This is a genomic window from Micromonospora violae, from assembly GCF_004217135.1.
Classification (GTDB): Bacteria; Actinomycetota; Actinomycetes; order Mycobacteriales; family Micromonosporaceae; genus Micromonospora; species Micromonospora violae.
The window spans coordinates 5,287,933-5,303,674 of the sequence record NZ_SHKK01000001.1; the positions used below are offsets into that span (position 1 = coordinate 5,287,933).

The 15,742-nt window shown below is 71.2% G+C and carries 15 protein-coding genes; 2 read left to right on the forward strand and 13 right to left on the reverse strand.

What is annotated here, in order from left to right:
- Positions 1–38: 38 nt before the first annotated feature.
- Both EV382_RS23720 and EV382_RS23725 read right to left on the reverse strand, forming a co-directional pair.
- Complete coding sequence (locus tag EV382_RS23720; RefSeq protein WP_130405309.1) at positions 39–611, reverse strand: peptide deformylase; 573 nt, start codon at positions 609–611, stop codon at positions 39–41.
- Positions 608–1,120 carry a glycine cleavage system transcriptional repressor gene (locus EV382_RS23725; protein WP_130405311.1) on the reverse strand — a complete coding sequence of 171 codons (513 nt, stop codon included), beginning with the start codon at positions 1,118–1,120 and terminating at the stop codon, positions 608–610. Before EV382_RS23725 ends, EV382_RS23720 begins: the two co-directional genes overlap by 4 nt.
- A gap of 96 nt (positions 1,121–1,216) precedes the next feature.
- On the opposite strand from EV382_RS23725, the gene EV382_RS23730 reads away from it, so the two are divergent.
- Entirely contained in the window at positions 1,217–2,128 is a 912-nt protein-coding gene (locus EV382_RS23730; RefSeq protein ID WP_130409134.1) for an HhH-GPD family protein, read from the forward strand.
- 95 nt (positions 2,129–2,223) lie between these two features.
- Here the strand turns inward: EV382_RS23730 and EV382_RS23735 are convergent, their stop codons facing one another.
- The 3 genes from EV382_RS23735 to lysS form a co-directional block, all read right to left on the reverse strand.
- The gene (locus EV382_RS23735) at positions 2,224–4,767 is read right to left on the reverse strand and encodes an ATP-dependent Clp protease ATP-binding subunit (protein ID WP_130405313.1); all 2,544 of its coding nucleotides are present in this window, start codon (positions 4,765–4,767) and stop codon (positions 2,224–2,226) included.
- Between the two features lie 561 nt (positions 4,768–5,328).
- Entirely contained in the window at positions 5,329–5,673 is a 345-nt protein-coding gene (locus EV382_RS23740; RefSeq protein ID WP_036392792.1) for a histone-like nucleoid-structuring protein Lsr2, read from the reverse strand.
- Positions 5,674–5,784: 111 nt separating this feature from the next.
- Complete coding sequence (gene lysS / locus EV382_RS23745) at positions 5,785–7,293, reverse strand: lysine--tRNA ligase (RefSeq protein WP_130405315.1); 1,509 nt, start codon at positions 7,291–7,293, stop codon at positions 5,785–5,787.
- 87 nt (positions 7,294–7,380) lie between these two features.
- Between lysS and EV382_RS23750 the strand changes: the two genes are divergently transcribed.
- Positions 7,381–8,121 carry a class I SAM-dependent methyltransferase gene (locus EV382_RS23750; RefSeq protein WP_130405317.1) on the forward strand — a complete coding sequence of 247 codons (741 nt, stop codon included), beginning with the start codon at positions 7,381–7,383 and terminating at the stop codon, positions 8,119–8,121.
- Between the two features lie 35 nt (positions 8,122–8,156).
- Here EV382_RS23750 and EV382_RS23755 read toward each other — a convergent pair whose 3' ends face one another.
- From EV382_RS23755 to EV382_RS23790, 8 genes are all read right to left on the reverse strand, one after another.
- A complete protein-coding gene (locus EV382_RS23755; RefSeq protein ID WP_130405319.1) occupies positions 8,157–8,915 on the reverse strand; it encodes a type III pantothenate kinase in 759 nt (252 codons plus the stop codon).
- Between the two features lie 17 nt (positions 8,916–8,932).
- Positions 8,933–9,829, reverse strand: coding sequence for a carboxylating nicotinate-nucleotide diphosphorylase (gene nadC, locus EV382_RS23760; RefSeq protein WP_130409136.1), 897 nt, complete (start codon positions 9,827–9,829; stop codon positions 8,933–8,935).
- Between the two features lie 53 nt (positions 9,830–9,882).
- Positions 9,883–11,580, reverse strand: coding sequence for an L-aspartate oxidase (locus EV382_RS23765; RefSeq protein ID WP_130405321.1), 1,698 nt, complete (start codon positions 11,578–11,580; stop codon positions 9,883–9,885).
- Positions 11,581–11,688: 108 nt separating this feature from the next.
- Positions 11,689–12,585, reverse strand: coding sequence for a septum formation family protein (locus EV382_RS23770; protein WP_130405323.1), 897 nt, complete (start codon positions 12,583–12,585; stop codon positions 11,689–11,691).
- Between the two features lie 96 nt (positions 12,586–12,681).
- Positions 12,682–13,110, reverse strand: a complete 429-nt coding sequence (gene panD / locus EV382_RS23775; RefSeq protein ID WP_030327945.1) for an aspartate 1-decarboxylase — start codon at positions 13,108–13,110, stop codon at positions 12,682–12,684.
- A 44-nt stretch (positions 13,111–13,154) separates the two neighbouring features.
- Positions 13,155–14,018, reverse strand: a complete 864-nt coding sequence (gene panC / locus EV382_RS23780) for a pantoate--beta-alanine ligase (RefSeq protein WP_130405325.1) — start codon at positions 14,016–14,018, stop codon at positions 13,155–13,157.
- On the reverse strand, positions 14,015–14,980 hold the full coding sequence (locus tag EV382_RS23785) for a Rossmann-like and DUF2520 domain-containing protein (protein ID WP_130405327.1): 966 nt from the start codon (positions 14,978–14,980) through the stop codon (positions 14,015–14,017). Before EV382_RS23785 ends, panC begins: the two co-directional genes overlap by 4 nt.
- Before the next feature lie 175 nt (positions 14,981–15,155).
- The gene (locus EV382_RS23790) at positions 15,156–15,722 is read right to left on the reverse strand and encodes a TetR family transcriptional regulator (RefSeq protein WP_130405329.1); all 567 of its coding nucleotides are present in this window, start codon (positions 15,720–15,722) and stop codon (positions 15,156–15,158) included.
- Positions 15,723–15,742: the final 20 nt, after the last annotated feature.

The following is a 15,742-nucleotide window of genomic DNA, read 5'->3' on the forward strand; positions in this document are numbered from 1 at the left end:
CACGCCCAATCCTCCACTGAGGACAGACAGCTCACCGGTCACAGGTAGACCTTGCGCTGATAGACCGCGTGTGCACCGGCCACCCGGTCCAGGAAGAGTAGCCCCGCGCAATGGTCGATCTCGTGCTGCAACGCCCGAGCCTCGAAGCCGTCGGTCACCAGCCGGACCTGCTCGCCGCTGCCCGGCAGGTCACCCGCCACCACCAGCCGACTGGCCCGCTTCACATCCCCGGTCAGGTCCGGCACCGACATGCACCCCTCCCGGCCCGGCTTCCATCGCGTCGCCTCGACCACCCGGGCGTTGCACAACACGAAGGTGCCGTGCACCGTCACCGACTTCGGGTGCCCGGTCACGTCGACGGCGAAGAGTTGCGCGCCCACCCCGACCTGCGGCGCGGCCAGCCCGACACAGCCCGGCGAGACCTTCATCGTGGCCACCAGGTCGGCCGCCAACTGGACCGTCTCCTCGGCCGTGGGATCGACCTCGTCCGCCGCCCGGCTCAACACCGGATGCGGAGCGGACACCACCGTCCGCACCACACCGGGCACCGCCAGCGAATCCGGCGTCCAGTCCCCCAGGCCGAACTCCGGCCCGCGCTCCTCGCCGCTCACAGCAGATCCGGGTCCGCTGGCCGGAGGGTGACCTCCACGCCCAGCTCGGCAGCCGTCCGGTGCAGCCGGTCGATCAGGGTGTCCGCCACCCCGGCCGGCAACTCGACCTCCGCCAACACCACGTAGAGCGCACCGGTCAACCGGGTACTCAGGTCGGTGACATTTCCCCCGGCATCCACCAGCACCCGCGTCATCGCCGCGACGATCCCCATCCGGTCCGAGCCGTGCACCGCCATCACGTACGGCTCACCCGCCGCAGGCACATCGCCGTCCGGGGTGACCGCGCGTACCGTCGCCAGCAGCTGACCCTCGGCGGCCAGCGGCGCCAGGGCGGCCTCGACCTCGGCGGCGGCCGGCCCGGTGCAGATGAGGGTCATCGCGAAGTGCCCCCGCAGCCGCGTCATCGTGCTGTCGGTGAGGTTCGCGCCCAACCGGGCCAGCACCTCCGCGACGTCGGCCACGATGCCCGGCCGGTCCCGACCGATGACGGTGATCGCCAGCTCGTTCATCCGGGCATTCTCCCCCGTCCGCCGGGCGACGATGTGGCACCCCGCCCGAGCCGCCCAACCAACGGGAACGTGGCACGTGACATCATCGACGACGCCATGACTCAACCCGACTTCGCCACCCTGGTCAGCCGATGGTTCCAGCAGAACGCCCGTGACCTGCCGTGGCGCGAGCCCGGGGTCACCCCGTGGGCCATCCTGGTCAGCGAGGTCATGCTCCAGCAGACACCCGTGGTCCGGGTGGTGCCGGCCTGGCAGGCGTGGTTGGCCCGCTGGCCGGACCCGGCCGCGTTGGCGGCGGACACCCCCGCCGAGGCGATCCGGATGTGGGGACGCCTCGGTTACCCCCGGCGCGCGGTCCGGCTACGCGAATGCGCGGTGGCGATCGTCGACCGGCACGGCGGCCAGGTGCCGGACCGGCTGGAACAACTGCTGGCACTACCCGGCGTCGGCACCTACACGGCGCGGGCGGTGGCTGCCTTCGCGTACGGGCAGCGGCACCCGGTGGTCGACACCAACGTACGCCGGGTCGTCTGCCGGGCCGTGGCCGGCGAGCCGGATGCCGGGCCCGTCACCCGACCGGCCGACCTGGCCGCCACCGAAGTGCTGCTGCCCACGGAACCGGCGGCGGCGGCGCTGGCCAGTGCCGCGTTCATGGAGTTGGGCGCGGTGATCTGCACCGCCCGGTCGCCGCGCTGCACGGCCTGCCCCGTCGAGTCGGTCTGTGCGTGGCGGGCGTCCGGGCAGGAGGCGCCCGTCGGCCCGACCCGCCGACCCCAGCGGTACGCGGGCACCGACCGCCAGGTTCGCGGTCTGCTGCTGGGAGTGCTGCGGGACAGCACCGGGCCGGTCCCGCACCAGCGGCTGGATCAGGTCTGGACCGACGACGTGCAGCGCGCCCGCGCCCTCGCCGGCCTGGTGCAGGACGGGCTGGTCGAACCCACCGGCGCCGACTCCTTCCGCCTGGTCGGTGACGGCCCGTCGCTGCCAACCGCCGACCTCACCACCTGACCCGCACCACCGGCGGCGCACCGGACGACCCACACGCCAAAAAGGCGGGGCCCCGGTGGCTTGCGCCACCGGGGCCCCGCCCCTTGCCTGTTGTGCTACTCGTCCACGCCCGCAGTGGCGGTGCCAGCGGCCGTGCCACCGAGATCGGCCGGGACGGCGTCCGGAACCTCGACCGGCTTGTCCGAGCCCCGGAAGACGAGCTTGGACTTGTCGATGTCGTCCGGGTCGCCCTCGCAGTCGACCACCACGATCTGACCGGGGGTCAGCTCGTTGAACAGGATCCGCTCGGAGAGGTTGTCCTCGATGTCGCGCTGGATCGTGCGACGAAGCGGACGGGCACCGAGCACCGGGTCGAAGCCCTTCGCGGCCAGGTACTTCTTGGCGTTGTCGGTCAGCTCCAGACCCATGTCCTTGTTGCGCAGCTGGCCTTCGATCCGCTGGATCATGATGTCCACGATCGAGAGGATCTCGGTCTGGCGCAGCTGGTGGAAGACGATGGTGTCGTCGATCCGGTTGAGGAACTCAGGCCGGAAGTGCTGCTTGAGCTCGTCGTTGACCTTCTGCTTCATCCGGTCGTAGTTGGACTCGGAGTCCTCCGACTGCTGGAAGCCCAGCGACACCGCCTTGGCGACGTCTCGGGTGCCCAGGTTGGTGGTCAGGATGATGACCGTGTTCTTGAAGTCCACGATCCGACCCTGGCCGTCGGTGAGCCGACCGTCTTCGAGGATCTGCAGGAGCGTGTTGAACACGTCCGGGTGGGCCTTCTCGATCTCGTCGAAGAGGACCACCGAGAACGGCCGACGCCGCACCTTCTCGGTCAGCTGCCCGCCCTCGTCGTAGCCGACGTAGCCGGGAGGGGCACCCACGAGCCGGGAGACCGTGTAACGGTCGTGGAACTCGGACATGTCCAGCTGGATGAGGGCGTCCTCGCTGCCGAAGAGGAACTCGGCCAGCGCCTTGGACAGCTCGGTCTTACCCACACCGGACGGGCCGGCGAAGATGAACGAGCCCGACGGACGCTTCGGGTCCTTCAGGCCGGCGCGGGTACGCCGGATCGCCTTCGAGACCGCCTTGACCGCGTCCTCCTGGCCGATGACGCGCTTGTGCAGCTCGTCCTCCATGCGCAGCAGGCGCGAGGTCTCCTCCTCGGTCAGCTTGTAGACCGGGATGCCGGTCCAGTTGCCGAGCACCTCGGCGATCTGCTCGTCGTCAACCTCGCTGACGACGTCCAGGTCACCGGCCTTCCACTCCTTCTCCCGCTGAGCCTTCTGACCGAGCAGCTGCTTCTCCTTGTCACGCAGCTGCGCGGCGCGCTCGAAGTCCTGCGCGTCGATCGCGGACTCCTTGTCGCGACGCACCTGGGCGATGCGCTCGTCGAAGTCCCGCAGGTCTGGCGGCGCGGTCATCCGACGGATCCGCATCCGGGCACCGGCCTCGTCGATCAGGTCGATCGCCTTGTCCGGCAGGAAGCGGTCGGAGATGTACCGGTCGGCCAGGGTCGCGGCGGCCACCAGAGCGGCGTCGGTGATGCTCACCCGGTGGTGGGCCTCGTACCGATCGCGCAGACCCTTGAGGATCTCGATGGTGTGGGCCAGCGACGGCTCACCCACCTGGATCGGCTGGAACCGGCGCTCGAGAGCGGCGTCCTTCTCCAGGTGCTTGCGGTACTCGTCGAGCGTGGTGGCGCCGATGGTCTGCAGCTCGCCACGGGCCAGCATCGGCTTGAGGATGCTCGCGGCGTCGATCGCGCCCTCGGCGGCACCCGCACCCACCAGGGTGTGGATCTCGTCGATGAACAGGATGATGTCGCCGCGGGTGCGGATCTCCTTGAGCACCTTCTTGAGGCGCTCCTCGAAGTCACCGCGGTAGCGGGAACCGGCGACGAGCGCGCCGAGGTCAAGCGTGTAGAGCTGCTTGTCCTTGAGGGTCTCGGGCACCTCGCCCTTGATGATCTTCTGGGACAGGCCCTCCACCACGGCGGTCTTACCGACGCCGGGCTCACCGATCAGGACCGGGTTGTTCTTGGTACGGCGGGAGAGCACCTGCATGACCCGCTCGATTTCCTTCTCGCGCCCGATGACCGGGTCGAGCTTGCCCTCGCGGGCGGCCTGAGTCAGGTTACGGCCGAACTGGTCCAGCACCAGGCTGGTCGACGGCGCGGCCTCACCCGCTGCGGCGCCCGCCGCGGCGGGCTCCTTGCCCTGGTAGCCGGAGAGCAGCTGGATCACCTGCTGGCGGACCCGGTTGAGGTCGGCGCCGAGCTTCACCAGCACCTGGGCGGCGACGCCCTCGCCCTCACGGATCAGCCCGAGCAGGATGTGCTCCGTGCCGATGTAGTTGTGGCCGAGCTGCAGCGCCTCGCGCAGCGACAGCTCCAGCACCTTCTTCGCCCGCGGCGTGAACGGGATGTGCCCGCTCGGCGCCTGCTGGCCCTGGCCGATGATCTCCTCGACCTGCTGACGGACGCCCTCCAGGGAGATACCGAGGCTCTCCAGGGCCTTGGCCGCGACGCCTTCACCTTCGTGGATCAGGCCCAGCAGGATGTGTTCCGTACCGATGTAGTTGTGGTTGAGCATCCGGGCCTCTTCTTGGGCCAGGACGACAACCCGTCGCGCTCGGTCGGTGAACCGCTCGAACATGCCCTCGTGCTCCTCACGTGCCGTGCGCCTTGATGGTCAAGATCTTGGCGGGGCCGGTGCGCGAACGTCCAGGACGGGCGTCCGTGCCTCCTTACTCTATCGTCGCTGACCGACTCAGCTGAGGTCGTGTGTCTCTGCGCAGGGTCGGTTCCACGTCGTTTTGAACAACCGTCCGCGCTCAGGAGGTGTTCCGGTAGCCCTGCCGCTACGCGCAGAGCGAAATCCGACCGGCTCGACGGAAGCCCGATCCGGGGTCCGGAAGGCTCCGCGAGGGCGGACCGGTGGTCACCACGAACGCCGACCCCCACCCTGGGGGAGGTTGTCCACAGGCTGTGGATAGCTGTTCCACTGGTTGTGGATAACTCCCGTCGGCCCGGAATGCTTCCCGCCCGACAGAACCGGACACCACGAACACCGGCCCCGAAACCGTGACACCGGCCCCACCCCGGCACCGCGGCCGCCCGCACGCTCAGCAGATACGGCGACGCCGGCCCGGAGAACTCCTCCGGCCCGGCGTCGGTGTCGCCTGCGGTGGCGGCTCGCCACCACGCTGCTGACGGATCAGCGCTTCGCGTGGAACTCGTCCACGATCTCCTGCGGGATACGACCCCGGTCCGAGATGTCCTTGCCGGCCTTCTTGGCCCACTCCCGGATCGCCTTGTTCTGTTCCCGATCGGCGGTCGCGCCACCCCGACCGCGGGCAGCCCGGCCACCGATCACCACGCCGCCCCGGCCGACCTTGGTGCCGGCACCCACGTACGAGGCAAATGCATCGCGCAATTTCGCGGCGTTGGCGCTCGACAGGTCGATCTCGTACTGAACACCGTCGAGGGCGAACTTGACGGTCTCGTCCGCGTCCCCGCCGTCCAGGTCATCAACCAGCTTGTGAATGATCTGCTTGGCCACGTCCCACATTCCTTTCGAGCAGGGTGCTCCTGCTAACGAGAGCACAATAACCCGCGTGCCGCTCGTCGCGTCAATAGGACCCCGTTACGGCCTGCCGTGAACCAGGCGGGACTACTCCTGGCGGACCAACGGGAAGAGGATCGTTTCCCGAATTCCGAGCCCGGTCAGGGCCATCAACAGCCGGTCGATTCCCATTCCCATACCGCCGGCCGGCGGCATTCCATACTCCATCGCCCGAAGAAAGTCCTCATCGAGACGCATCGCCTCGTCGTCGCCACGGGCGGCCAACTGCGCCTGGGCAACCAGCCGCTCCCGCTGCACGATCGGGTCCACCAGCTCGGAGTACGCGGTGCCCAACTCGAAGCCGAGCACGTAGAGGTCCCACTTCTCGGCCAGCCCCGGCTCGCTGCGATGCGCCCGGGTGAGCGGGCTCGTCTCCTCCGGGTAGTCCCGGACGAAGGTGGGTGCCTCCAGGCCGGGAACGACCAGTTCCTCGAACAACTCCTCGGCCAGCTTGCCCGGGCCCCACTTCGGGTCCACAGCCAATCCCACCTTGTCCGCGTACTCCACCAGACGGGAGCGTTCGGTGCGGACCGTGACCTCCTCACCGAGCGCTTCCGAAAGCACACCGAACAACGTCACGGACCGCCACTCGCCGCCGAGGTCGAACTCCCGCCCGTCGGCATGGGTCACCACCGTCGAGCCGCTCACCGCGATCGCCGCCTGTTGCACGAGATTGCGGGTCAACTCGGCCATCGTGTCGTAGTCGCCGTACGCCTGGTACGTCTCGAGCATCGCGAACTCCGGCGAGTGCGAAGAGTCGATACCCTCATTACGGAAGTTGCGGTTGATCTCGAAGACGCGGTCGACGCCGCCGACCACAGCGCGCTTGAGAAACAGTTCCGGGGCGATTCGCAGATACAGATCGGTGTTCAATGCATTGCTGTGGGTCACGAACGGTCGAGCCGTCGCACCACCATGCAGCAGTTGCAACATCGGCGTTTCCACCTCGATGAAGCCCTGCCCGTGCAGTGAGTCGCGCAGACTGCGTACGGCGGCGGCCCGGGTGCGGACCATCTCCCGCGCCTGCGGCCGGACGATCAGGTCGACGTAGCGCTGCCGGACGCGCGCCTCCTCGGAGAGGGGCTTGTGGGCCACCGGCAACGGTCGCAGCGCCTTGGCGGTCATCTCCCATTGCTGGGCCAGCACCGACAGCTCACCCCGGCGGCTGGTGATCACCTCACCGGTGACGCCGACGTGGTCGCCGAGGTCGACGAGGCGCTTCCACGCCTCCAGCCGCTCCGGCCCGACCCGGTCCAGGGAGAGCATCGCCTGCAACTCGGTGCCGTCGCCGTCCCGCAGGGTCGCGAAGCAGAGCTTGCCTGTGTTGCGTACGAAGATCACCCGACCGGTGACCGCGACCTGGTCGCCGGTCGCGGTGTCGGTCGGCAGGTCGGCGTAGTTCGCCCGGACCTGCGCCAGGGTGGTCGTGCGGGGGAAGCCGACCGGGTAGGGCTCGATGCCTTCGGCGAGCATCCGGTCCCGCTTCTCCCGGCGGACCTTCATCTGCTCGGGAAGGTCGTCGGCGGGGTCCACTGGCACGGGGTTCTGCTCGCTCACGGCACGCTTCCTCGTCACGGAGATACAGGGGTCAGGGCCGAGCGTACTCAAGCCTGCCGGAGGCTGTTACGGGATAACCTGCCCGTCATGGTCGATCACACTCACGCCCTCTCCTTCGGCGTCGCGGCGAGTGACTATGACCGCTTTCGGCCACGTTATCCCGGTGCTGCGGTCCGCTGGGCCCTCGACGGGCTGCGGGCGGCCCAGGTGGTGGATCTCGCAGCCGGCACGGGCATCCTGACCCGCGCCGTGCTGGCCCTGGGCCACCAGGTCGTACCGGTCGAGCCCGATCCGGGAATGCGGGCGCAACTCGCCGTCAGCACCCCGGGCACGACGGCGCTGGCAGGCGCCGCCGAGGCCCTGCCGCTGCCCGACTCGGCCGCGGACGCGGTGCTGGTGGGGACGGCGTACCACTGGTTCGACCGGGAGCCCGCGCACACCGAGATCGCCCGGGTGCTCCGTCCCGGTGGCACCTTCGCCCCCATCTGGAACATCCGGGACGACAGCGTCGACTGGGTGGCCGAGCTGGGTCGTATCGCCCACTTCGGCGACAACTCGGCCAGCCTGGCGGGCAACGACCACCCCGACTTCGGCCCTGCCTTCGACCCCATCGAGCGGCGCGAGTTCCGGCACCACAGCACGCTCACGCCGGACGAGCTGCGCGGAGTGGTCCGCACCCGTTCGTACTGGCTCACCGCCACCACTGACGATCAGCAGCGGGTCGAGCGGGAACTGACCGAACTCCTGAACACCCACCCCGCCCTCGCTGGCCGGGACACCGTCGAGCTGCCGTACCGGACGCTGGTGCTGCGCGCCCGACGCCGCTGAAGCCCGCCGACGGGCGGCCCCGACGGCGGCCGGGGTCACCGGTTGCGCTCGTAGACCATCCGCAGACCGATCAGCGTGATCATCGGCTCGTGGTGGGTGATGCTGCGACACTCGTTCATCACCAGGGAGGCGAGCCCGCCGGTGGCGATCACCGCCCGCACCTCGCCCAACTCCTCGGTCATCCGCTCGACGATGCGGTCCACCTGACCGGCGAAACCGAAGTACAGGCCGGCCTGGAGGCACTCCACGGTGTTCTTGCCGATCACCGAACGCGGCTTGGTGGCCTCGACCTTGCGCAGCTGCGCGGCGCGGGCGGCCAGCGCGTCGAAGGAGATCTCGATGCCCGGGGCGAACGCCCCGCCCAGGAACTCACCGCGCTCGCTGATCACGTCGAAGTTGGTGGTCGTGCCGAAGTCCACCACGATCGACGGCCCGCCGTAGAGGGTGTACGCCGCCAGGGTGTTCACCACTCGGTCGGAGCCGACCTCCTTCGGATTGTCGATCGCCAACTGCACCCCGGTCCGCACTCCCGGCTCGACCACGACGCTCGGCACGTCGGCGTAGTAGCGGCCCAGCATGGTGCGCAGCGACCGCAGCGCCGCCGGCACCGTGGAACAGGCGGCCACACCGGTGATCTCGACGTTGTCGGCGGCGAGCAGACCCCGGAACATCAGCCCCAGTTCGTCCGCCGTCGAGCGGGCATCGGTCTTGATCCGCCAGGAGTGCACCAGCTTGTCGCCGTCGAAGGTCGCCAGCACGGTGTTGGTGTTTCCGATGTCGATGCAGAGCAGCACGCACGCAGCCTAGACAACTACTCGGTGCGCAGGTCCAGCGCGATGTCCAGGATCGGCGACGAGTGCGTCAACGCGCCCACCGAGAGGAAGTCCACCCCGGTCGCCGCGTACCGGCCGGCCACCTCCAGGGTCAGCCCGCCGGTCGCCTCCAGCTCCGCCCGGTCACCCACCGCGGTCACCGCCTCGGCCAGCACCTCCGGCGTCATGTTGTCGCAGAGCAGGAAGTCCGCCCCGGCCTCCACCGCCTCCACCGCCTCGGCGACCGTTGTCACCTCGACCTGCACCGGCACCTCCGGGAACGCCTCCCGGACCCGCCGGTAGGCCGCCGTGATGCCCCCGGCCGCCAGCTTGTGGTTGTCCTTGATCATGGCCACGTCGTAGAGGCCCATGCGCTTGTTGGTGCCACCGCCGGCCCGCACCGCGTACTTCTCCAGCGCCCGCAGGCCCGGCGTCGTCTTACGAGTGTCCAGCACCATCGCCTTCGTGCCCGCGAGGGCGTCCGCCCAGGCGCGGGTGTGGGTGGCCACCCCGGACATCCGGCAGAGCAGATTGAGCGCCGTCCGCTCGGCCGTCAGCAGCAGCCGGGTCGGGCCGGTCACCGTCGCCAACACCTCGCCGCGCGCCACCCGCTCGCCGTCGCGGGCCAGCACCGACACCTCGACGGTACGACCGAAGCCCGTCACCTCACCCACCAGCTCGAACACGGCGGCGGCCACCGCCATCCCGGCCACCACCCCGTCCGCACGGGCCACCAGGTCGGCGGTGTCGGTCTGCTCCGCCGGAATGGTGGCCACGCTGGTGACGTCGAGAAAGTCCGGGCCCAGGTCCTCGATGAGCGCACCCTCGATCACCTGCCGCACCTGCGCCGGATCCAGCCCGGCCGCCTGCAACGCGTGCCGCGTCGACTCGATCAGTGCCGTCTCCGTTCGCGACTGCGGGGCTCGCAACACCGGCTCACTCCTCGCGCTCACTGTGACCTTCCCTCCCATTGCTGCGTCACCCGGCCCTGTGCCCCGACCGCACCGACCAGATGGCCCAGCCACCGCTCATCGGCCGTCGGGAAGTCCTCCCGCCAGTGGCAACCCCGGGTCTCGCCACGCGCGTACGCGGCGGAAACCAGCGTCGATGCCACGGTGAGCAGGTTCGTCGCCTCCCAGTCCGCGGTCCGCGGCCGGCCCCGGGCGACACCCAGCTCGGTCAGCGTCCCGGCCGTCTCGGCCAGCGTCGCCGCGGACCGGAGCACCCCGGCCCCCCGGGTCATCGCCCGTTGCAGGGCCGGCGTCACCTCCGCCGGCAACACCCAACCGGCACCCCCACGCCAGGCACCGGTCTCCGCTGGCTGGGCCTGCTCGGGCAGACCGGCCGCGATGTCCTCGGCGATCCGCCGGGAGAAGACCAGACCCTCCAGCAGCGAGTTGCTGGCCAGCCGGTTCGCCCCGTGCACGCCCGTGCAGGCCACCTCGCCGCAGGCGTACAGGCCGGGGATGGAGGTACGGCCGCGCAGGTCGGTGCGGACCCCGCCGGAGGCGTAGTGGGCGGCCGGGGCCACCGGAATCAGATCGGTCGCCGGGTCCACCCCGATCGCCAGGCAGGACGCCACGATGGTGGGGAACCGGCCGGCCAGGAAGTCGCCGCCCAGGTGCCGTGCGTCGAGGAAGACGTGGTCCGCGCCGCTGGCCAGCAGCACCCGGTGGATGCCCTTGGCCACCACGTCCCGGGGTGCCAGCTCGGCCAACTCGTGCTGGCCCACCATGAACCGCTTGCCGTCGGAGTCCACCAGGTACGCGCCCTCGCCGCGCAACGCCTCCGAGACCAGCGGCTGCTGCGCGTGCCCGGCCCCGGGCACCCCCGCGCCGGACGGGGTGATCAGGGCGGTCGGATGGAACTGGACGAACTCCACGTCGGTCACCGCCGCGCCGGCCCGCATCGCCAACGCCACCCCGTCCCCGGTGGAGACGGCCGGGTTGGTGGTGGCCGAGAAGATCTGTCCCATGCCGCCGGTGGCGAGCACCACCGCCCGGGCCAGCAGCGCGCCGACGCCGTCCTCACTGCCCTCGCCCAGCACGTGCAGGGTGATCCCGCAGGCGGGACCGAGCCCGTCCGGGCCGTCGCCGGGCGCGCGCAGCAGGTCCAGCACGAGGGCCTGCTCGACCAGCCGGATCCACGGGTCGCGCTGCACCGCGGCGTGCAGGGCCCGCTGCACCTCCGCGCCGGTGGCGTCCCCGCCGGCGTGCACGATCCGGTCCGCCCGGTGCCCGCCCTCGCGGGTCAGCATCAGCGAGCCGTCCGGGTGGCGATCGAACTCGGCACCGATCCGGATCAACTCCCGGAGCCGGGTCGGGCCCTCCTCGACCAGCACCCGGACCGCCGCCGGGTCGCAGAGCCCGACCCCGGCTACCTCGGTGTCCCGGGCGTGCGCAGCCGGGGTGTCGGCCGGGTCGAGCACGGCGGCGATGCCGCCCTGCGCCCACCGGGTCGAGCCGTCGTCAATATTGACCTTGGTGACCACCGTGACGTGCAGACCCGCCTCGCGCAGATGCAGCGCCGCGGTCAACCCGGCCACGCCGGAGCCCACCACGATCACGTCGGTGGTCTCCACCCAGCCGGGCGCGGGCGCGGCCAGCAACGCGGGCAGGGCAGGCAGGTCCACGGTCGGGAGGTCCATCCCCCCAGTCAACCTGAACCATCCTCGCCCGGGGCGGCGGGGGCGGGACGAGTGGTCTGGGCGACCCTGTCCGGGACGCCCCGCGCCACGCCGACCGTCCGGCGGTGGTCACTTCGTGCGCAGCGGCAGACCGGCCGGGCCGGCGCCCTTCAGCGAGGCGGTCACCGTACGGTCGCTGAGCCACAGGTAGCAGCGGACACCGCGGTCACCGACCTTCCAACGCCCCGCCCCCGGCGGTCGGACCACCACACCGCTGCGGAAGCGCAGCCCGGCATCGTCGGGTACGCCCGCATACCGGGCGAGGACGCTGCGACAACCCGTGTAGAGCGGCACCCAGTCGGCCTCCCGGGTCGGGTACGCCCGGTCCGGGGCGCGCCACACCCCGACGAACTCGGCGTTGTGTGGTGTGCCGCACTCCACCGGGATCAGCGTCTGCACACCCCGGCCGGTGCCACTGCGGGTCTGCTGGCAACCCAGGCGCAGCCCGGTGGGCCCCTTCAACGCGTCCCGCAGGCTGCCCGACCGGACCACCACGGTGGCCGCCGCCTCGACCGTGGTCAACTCGGTGAGGTCGCAGCGGAACCACCGGGAACCCGCCGCCCAGCCTGGCGCGTTGGGCAGCGCCACGGACAGCCGTAGCCGGCCGGACCGCCAGTCGTCACCCACGTAGCCGCTCGCCCGGGTGTCGCACTCGGCGAACGCGCCCCGCAGCTCGGCCGAACCACCCGCCGGAGCGGTCGTCCGCTCCGGCGGGAACACCCCGACGTGCACGGTCTCCAGTCGGTGCGGCCCGGCGCAGTCCACCGGCTCGTAGCTGGCCAGGCTGACCAGATCGGTGAAATCGGCGGCGTGACACACACCAGCGGCGGGAGTGAACGCCGACGGTGCCGGCAGCGCCGCCCAGTCGTCGGTCAGATCACCGTCCAGGCCGCCGGACCCGGCACAGCCCACCACCAGCACTGCCGTCACGGCAGCGGCGAACAGGGTCGTCATGGCACGGCGCATCGCGGCCTCCCCCAGCCACCGACCGGCTTCCGCCAGCGTGCCCAGGGTAACCGGAAATGACCTTCTGGTGACAGACCGGAATCGCGGTACCCGGAATCAGACTCCGGACACGGCCAGCGGACTGGGCACGGGGTTGCCAGCGGTGCCGGGGGCTGCCGCAGCCGGATCGGCACCCAACTCGATCACCCGGTTGTCGGCGTCGACGTGCACGACCCGAGGCCGGTAGGACCGGGCCTCGGCGTCGTCCATCTGCCCGTACGAGATCAGGATGACCAGGTCACCGGGGTGCACCAGGTGCGCGGCGGCACCGTTGATGCCGATCACACCGCTGCCCCGCTCGCCCGGGATCACGTACGTCTCCAGCCGCGCGCCGTTGGTGATGTCCACGATCGCCACCTGCTCGCCGGGGAGCAGGTCGGCGGCGTCGAGCAGGTCCTCGTCCACCGTCACCGAGCCGACGTAGTGCAGGTCGGCCTGGGTCACCGTGGCTCGGTGGATCTTCGACTTGAGCATGGTCCGCAACATCGCAGTGGCCTTTCGCGGGAATGGTGGAGGGTGGTGCGGCCGGGTCAGGGACGCGGGGCGAGGTGGATCGCCGCGTTGTCGATCAACCGGGTGGCGCCCACCCAGGCGGCGATCACCAGCCGGGCCGGCCCGGACACCGGCCCCGGTTCCAACTCGGGATCGGTGAGCACCAGATAGTCGAGGCGGGCACCGGGCGTACCGGCACCGAACGCGGCGTGCGCGGCGGTCAGCACCGCCCCCGCGTCCAGGCCGTCGTCGGCGGCCCGCGCACCGGCGCGCAGCGCGGCGGACAGACTCAGCGCGGCGGCCCGCTCCGGCTCGCTCAGGTAACGGTTGCGGCTGGACAGCGCCAACCCGTCCGGCTCCCGGACGGTCGGCACACCGACCACCTCGACCGGCACATCCAGGTCGCGGGCCATCCGCCGGACCAGGGTGAGCTGCTGGTAGTCCTTCTCGCCGAAGAACGCCAGGTCCGGCCGGGTGAGCTGAAGCAGCTTCAGCACCACGGTGAGCACCCCGTGGAAGAAGCCGGGGCGGCTCGAGCCCTCCAGTTCAGCGCCGAGCGGGCCCGGATCGAGGCGTACGCGGGGCTGCCCGTCCGGGTACATGTCCGCCACCGACGGGGCGAAGACCAGGTCGGCGCCCGCCCGCCGGCACACCTCCAGGTCAGCCTCAAGAGTGCGCGGATAGCGGTCGAAGTCCTCGTTCGGCCCGAACTGCAACGGGTTCACGAAGATCGTCACCAGCACGTGATCGGCCTGTTCCCGGGCCGCGCGCAGCAGCGTCTCGTGCCCGGAGTGCAGCGCGCCCATGGTCATCACCACCCCGACCGTGCCCTTCAGCCCGGCGCGCGCCTCGGCCAGATCGGCCCGGGTGTGCACGAGCTGGAGCCCGCTCCCCGCGCTCACGCGGTCACCTGCCGGGTGGTGTCGGCGAGCACACCCAGCAGCGACTGGGCGTCCACCGGCCGCAGCCGGCCGGCGGCGATCGCCCGGTCGGCGGTACGCCGGGCCAGCGCCAGGTACGCGGGAACGGACTCCGGGGCGGTCGCGGCCAACCGGGCCAGGTGCCGTTGGACGGTGCCCGCGTCGCCGCGGGAGACCGGGCCGGTGAGCGCGTCGTCGCCGAGCCGCAGCGCGTTCTCCAGGGCGGCCCGCAGCAGCGGGGCCAGCACCTTCTCCGGCCGGGCCACTCCGGCGTCGCGCAGCCGGTCGGTGGCCTCGTTCACCAGGGTCACCAGGTGGTTCGCGCCGTGGGCCAGCGCGGCGTGGTACAGCGGACGGTCCGTCTCACCCACCCACTCCGGCACACCGCCGAGGTCGGCGACGAGTCGGGCGGCCAGGGCGCGCAACTCCGCCGGGGCGGTCACGCCGTACGAGATGCCGGCGAGCCGGGCCAGGTCGTCCGGCGTACCGGTGAAGGTCATCGCCGGGTGCAGAGCGAGCGGACGGGCGCCAACCGCGACGGCCGGGGCCAGCACGGCCAGCCCGTGGGCACCGGAGGTGTGCGCGACCACCTGGCCCGGGCGCAGCGCGCCCTGGTCGGCGAGGTCGGCCACCACACCGGCCAGCGCGTCGTCCGGCACCGCGATCAGCAGCAGGTCGGTGGCGGCCTCGGCGACAGCGGAGACCGGGCGGCGGGGCACCTCGGGCAGCAGCAGGGCCAGCCGGGCCCGGCTGGCTCCGGAGGTGCCGGTGACGGCGACCACCCGGTGGCCGGCGGCGGCGAGTGCGGCACCCAGCACGGCACCGACCCGGCCGGCGCCGACGACGCCGACGGTGAGCAGGCGGGAGGTGGCGGGATTGGCGGAGGCACCGAGAACGGCGGGCCCCTGTGGGGCGGCCGGACGCGGGCGCAACGGTGCGCTCATGACGACGATCCAGTCCTCGAGAAGGGGTACCGGTCGATCGCAAGTATGCGCCCGCCCCACAGAGCGAAACAGGATGTGTGAAAACGTTCACCACTGCCGGAACGGCGTTTGTGACCGCATCCGGTGGGTAGCGGAAACCACTGCCGAGCAGGGCATGGCCAGGCCCAGGAGTGCGTCAGCCGGTTGCCGACGTGATCGCGCGTAGCTCGGTGGCCACCTCGGCGATCAGGTCGGTGAGCGGGGCGTCGCTGTCGGGCGCGACCCAGCGGGCGTACGCGACCCGGAAGACCGTGACACCCGACTCGGTGGCCAGGGTGGCGGTGGTCTCGCCCAGCCCTTTGGCACGCAGGGCGGCGCTGACCGCAGCGACCATTGAGGTCCCTTTGCGCAGCTCACGCTCCTGTAGCTCGGGGCTGCTCGCAATGATGGCCTGGCGGGCCCGGACCAGTTCGAGGCGGTCGGCGAAGATGTCCTCCGCCACCCGGCGGAAGGCGGCGACGACCGCCTCGAACGGGGTGGCGTCCGTCTCGGCCACCGCCTTGACCAGCACCTCCTCCAGGTGTGCGCCGCCGCTGAAGAGCGCCTCGCGCTTGTCGCCGAAGAGCCGGTAGAAGGTGCGCTTGTCCAGGCCGGCGCGGGCGGCGATGTCGGCGACCGTCGTCTGCTCGAAGCCGCGCTCGCGGAACAGCTCGAAAGCGGCCGCCTCCAGGCGGCCGCGCGCGTCCGGTTGCCAGCGGGCCATCCGGCGATGGTATCCGATGT

What these genes read in the sequence shown, in the direction of transcription:
- EV382_RS23725 (WP_130405311.1), bottom strand. Translation starts at nt 1,120, where the DNA reads ATGAACGAGCTGGCGATCACCGTCATCGGTCGGGACCGGCCGGGCATC.
- EV382_RS23730 (WP_130409134.1), top strand. Translation starts at nt 1,217, where the DNA reads ATGACTCAACCCGACTTCGCCACCCTGGTCAGCCGATGGTTCCAGCAG.
- EV382_RS23735 (WP_130405313.1), bottom strand. Translation starts at nt 4,767, where the DNA reads ATGTTCGAGCGGTTCACCGACCGAGCGCGACGGGTTGTCGTCCTGGCC.
- EV382_RS23750 (WP_130405317.1), top strand. Translation starts at nt 7,381, where the DNA reads ATGGTCGATCACACTCACGCCCTCTCCTTCGGCGTCGCGGCGAGTGAC.
- EV382_RS23765 (WP_130405321.1), bottom strand. Translation starts at nt 11,580, where the DNA reads ATGGACCTCCCGACCGTGGACCTGCCTGCCCTGCCCGCGTTGCTGGCC.
- EV382_RS23770 (WP_130405323.1), bottom strand. Translation starts at nt 12,585, where the DNA reads ATGCGCCGTGCCATGACGACCCTGTTCGCCGCTGCCGTGACGGCAGTG.
- panD (WP_030327945.1), bottom strand. Translation starts at nt 13,110, where the DNA reads ATGTTGCGGACCATGCTCAAGTCGAAGATCCACCGAGCCACGGTGACC.
- EV382_RS23785 (WP_130405327.1), bottom strand. Translation starts at nt 14,980, where the DNA reads ATGAGCGCACCGTTGCGCCCGCGTCCGGCCGCCCCACAGGGGCCCGCC.
- EV382_RS23790 (WP_130405329.1), bottom strand. Translation starts at nt 15,722, where the DNA reads ATGGCCCGCTGGCAACCGGACGCGCGCGGCCGCCTGGAGGCGGCCGCT.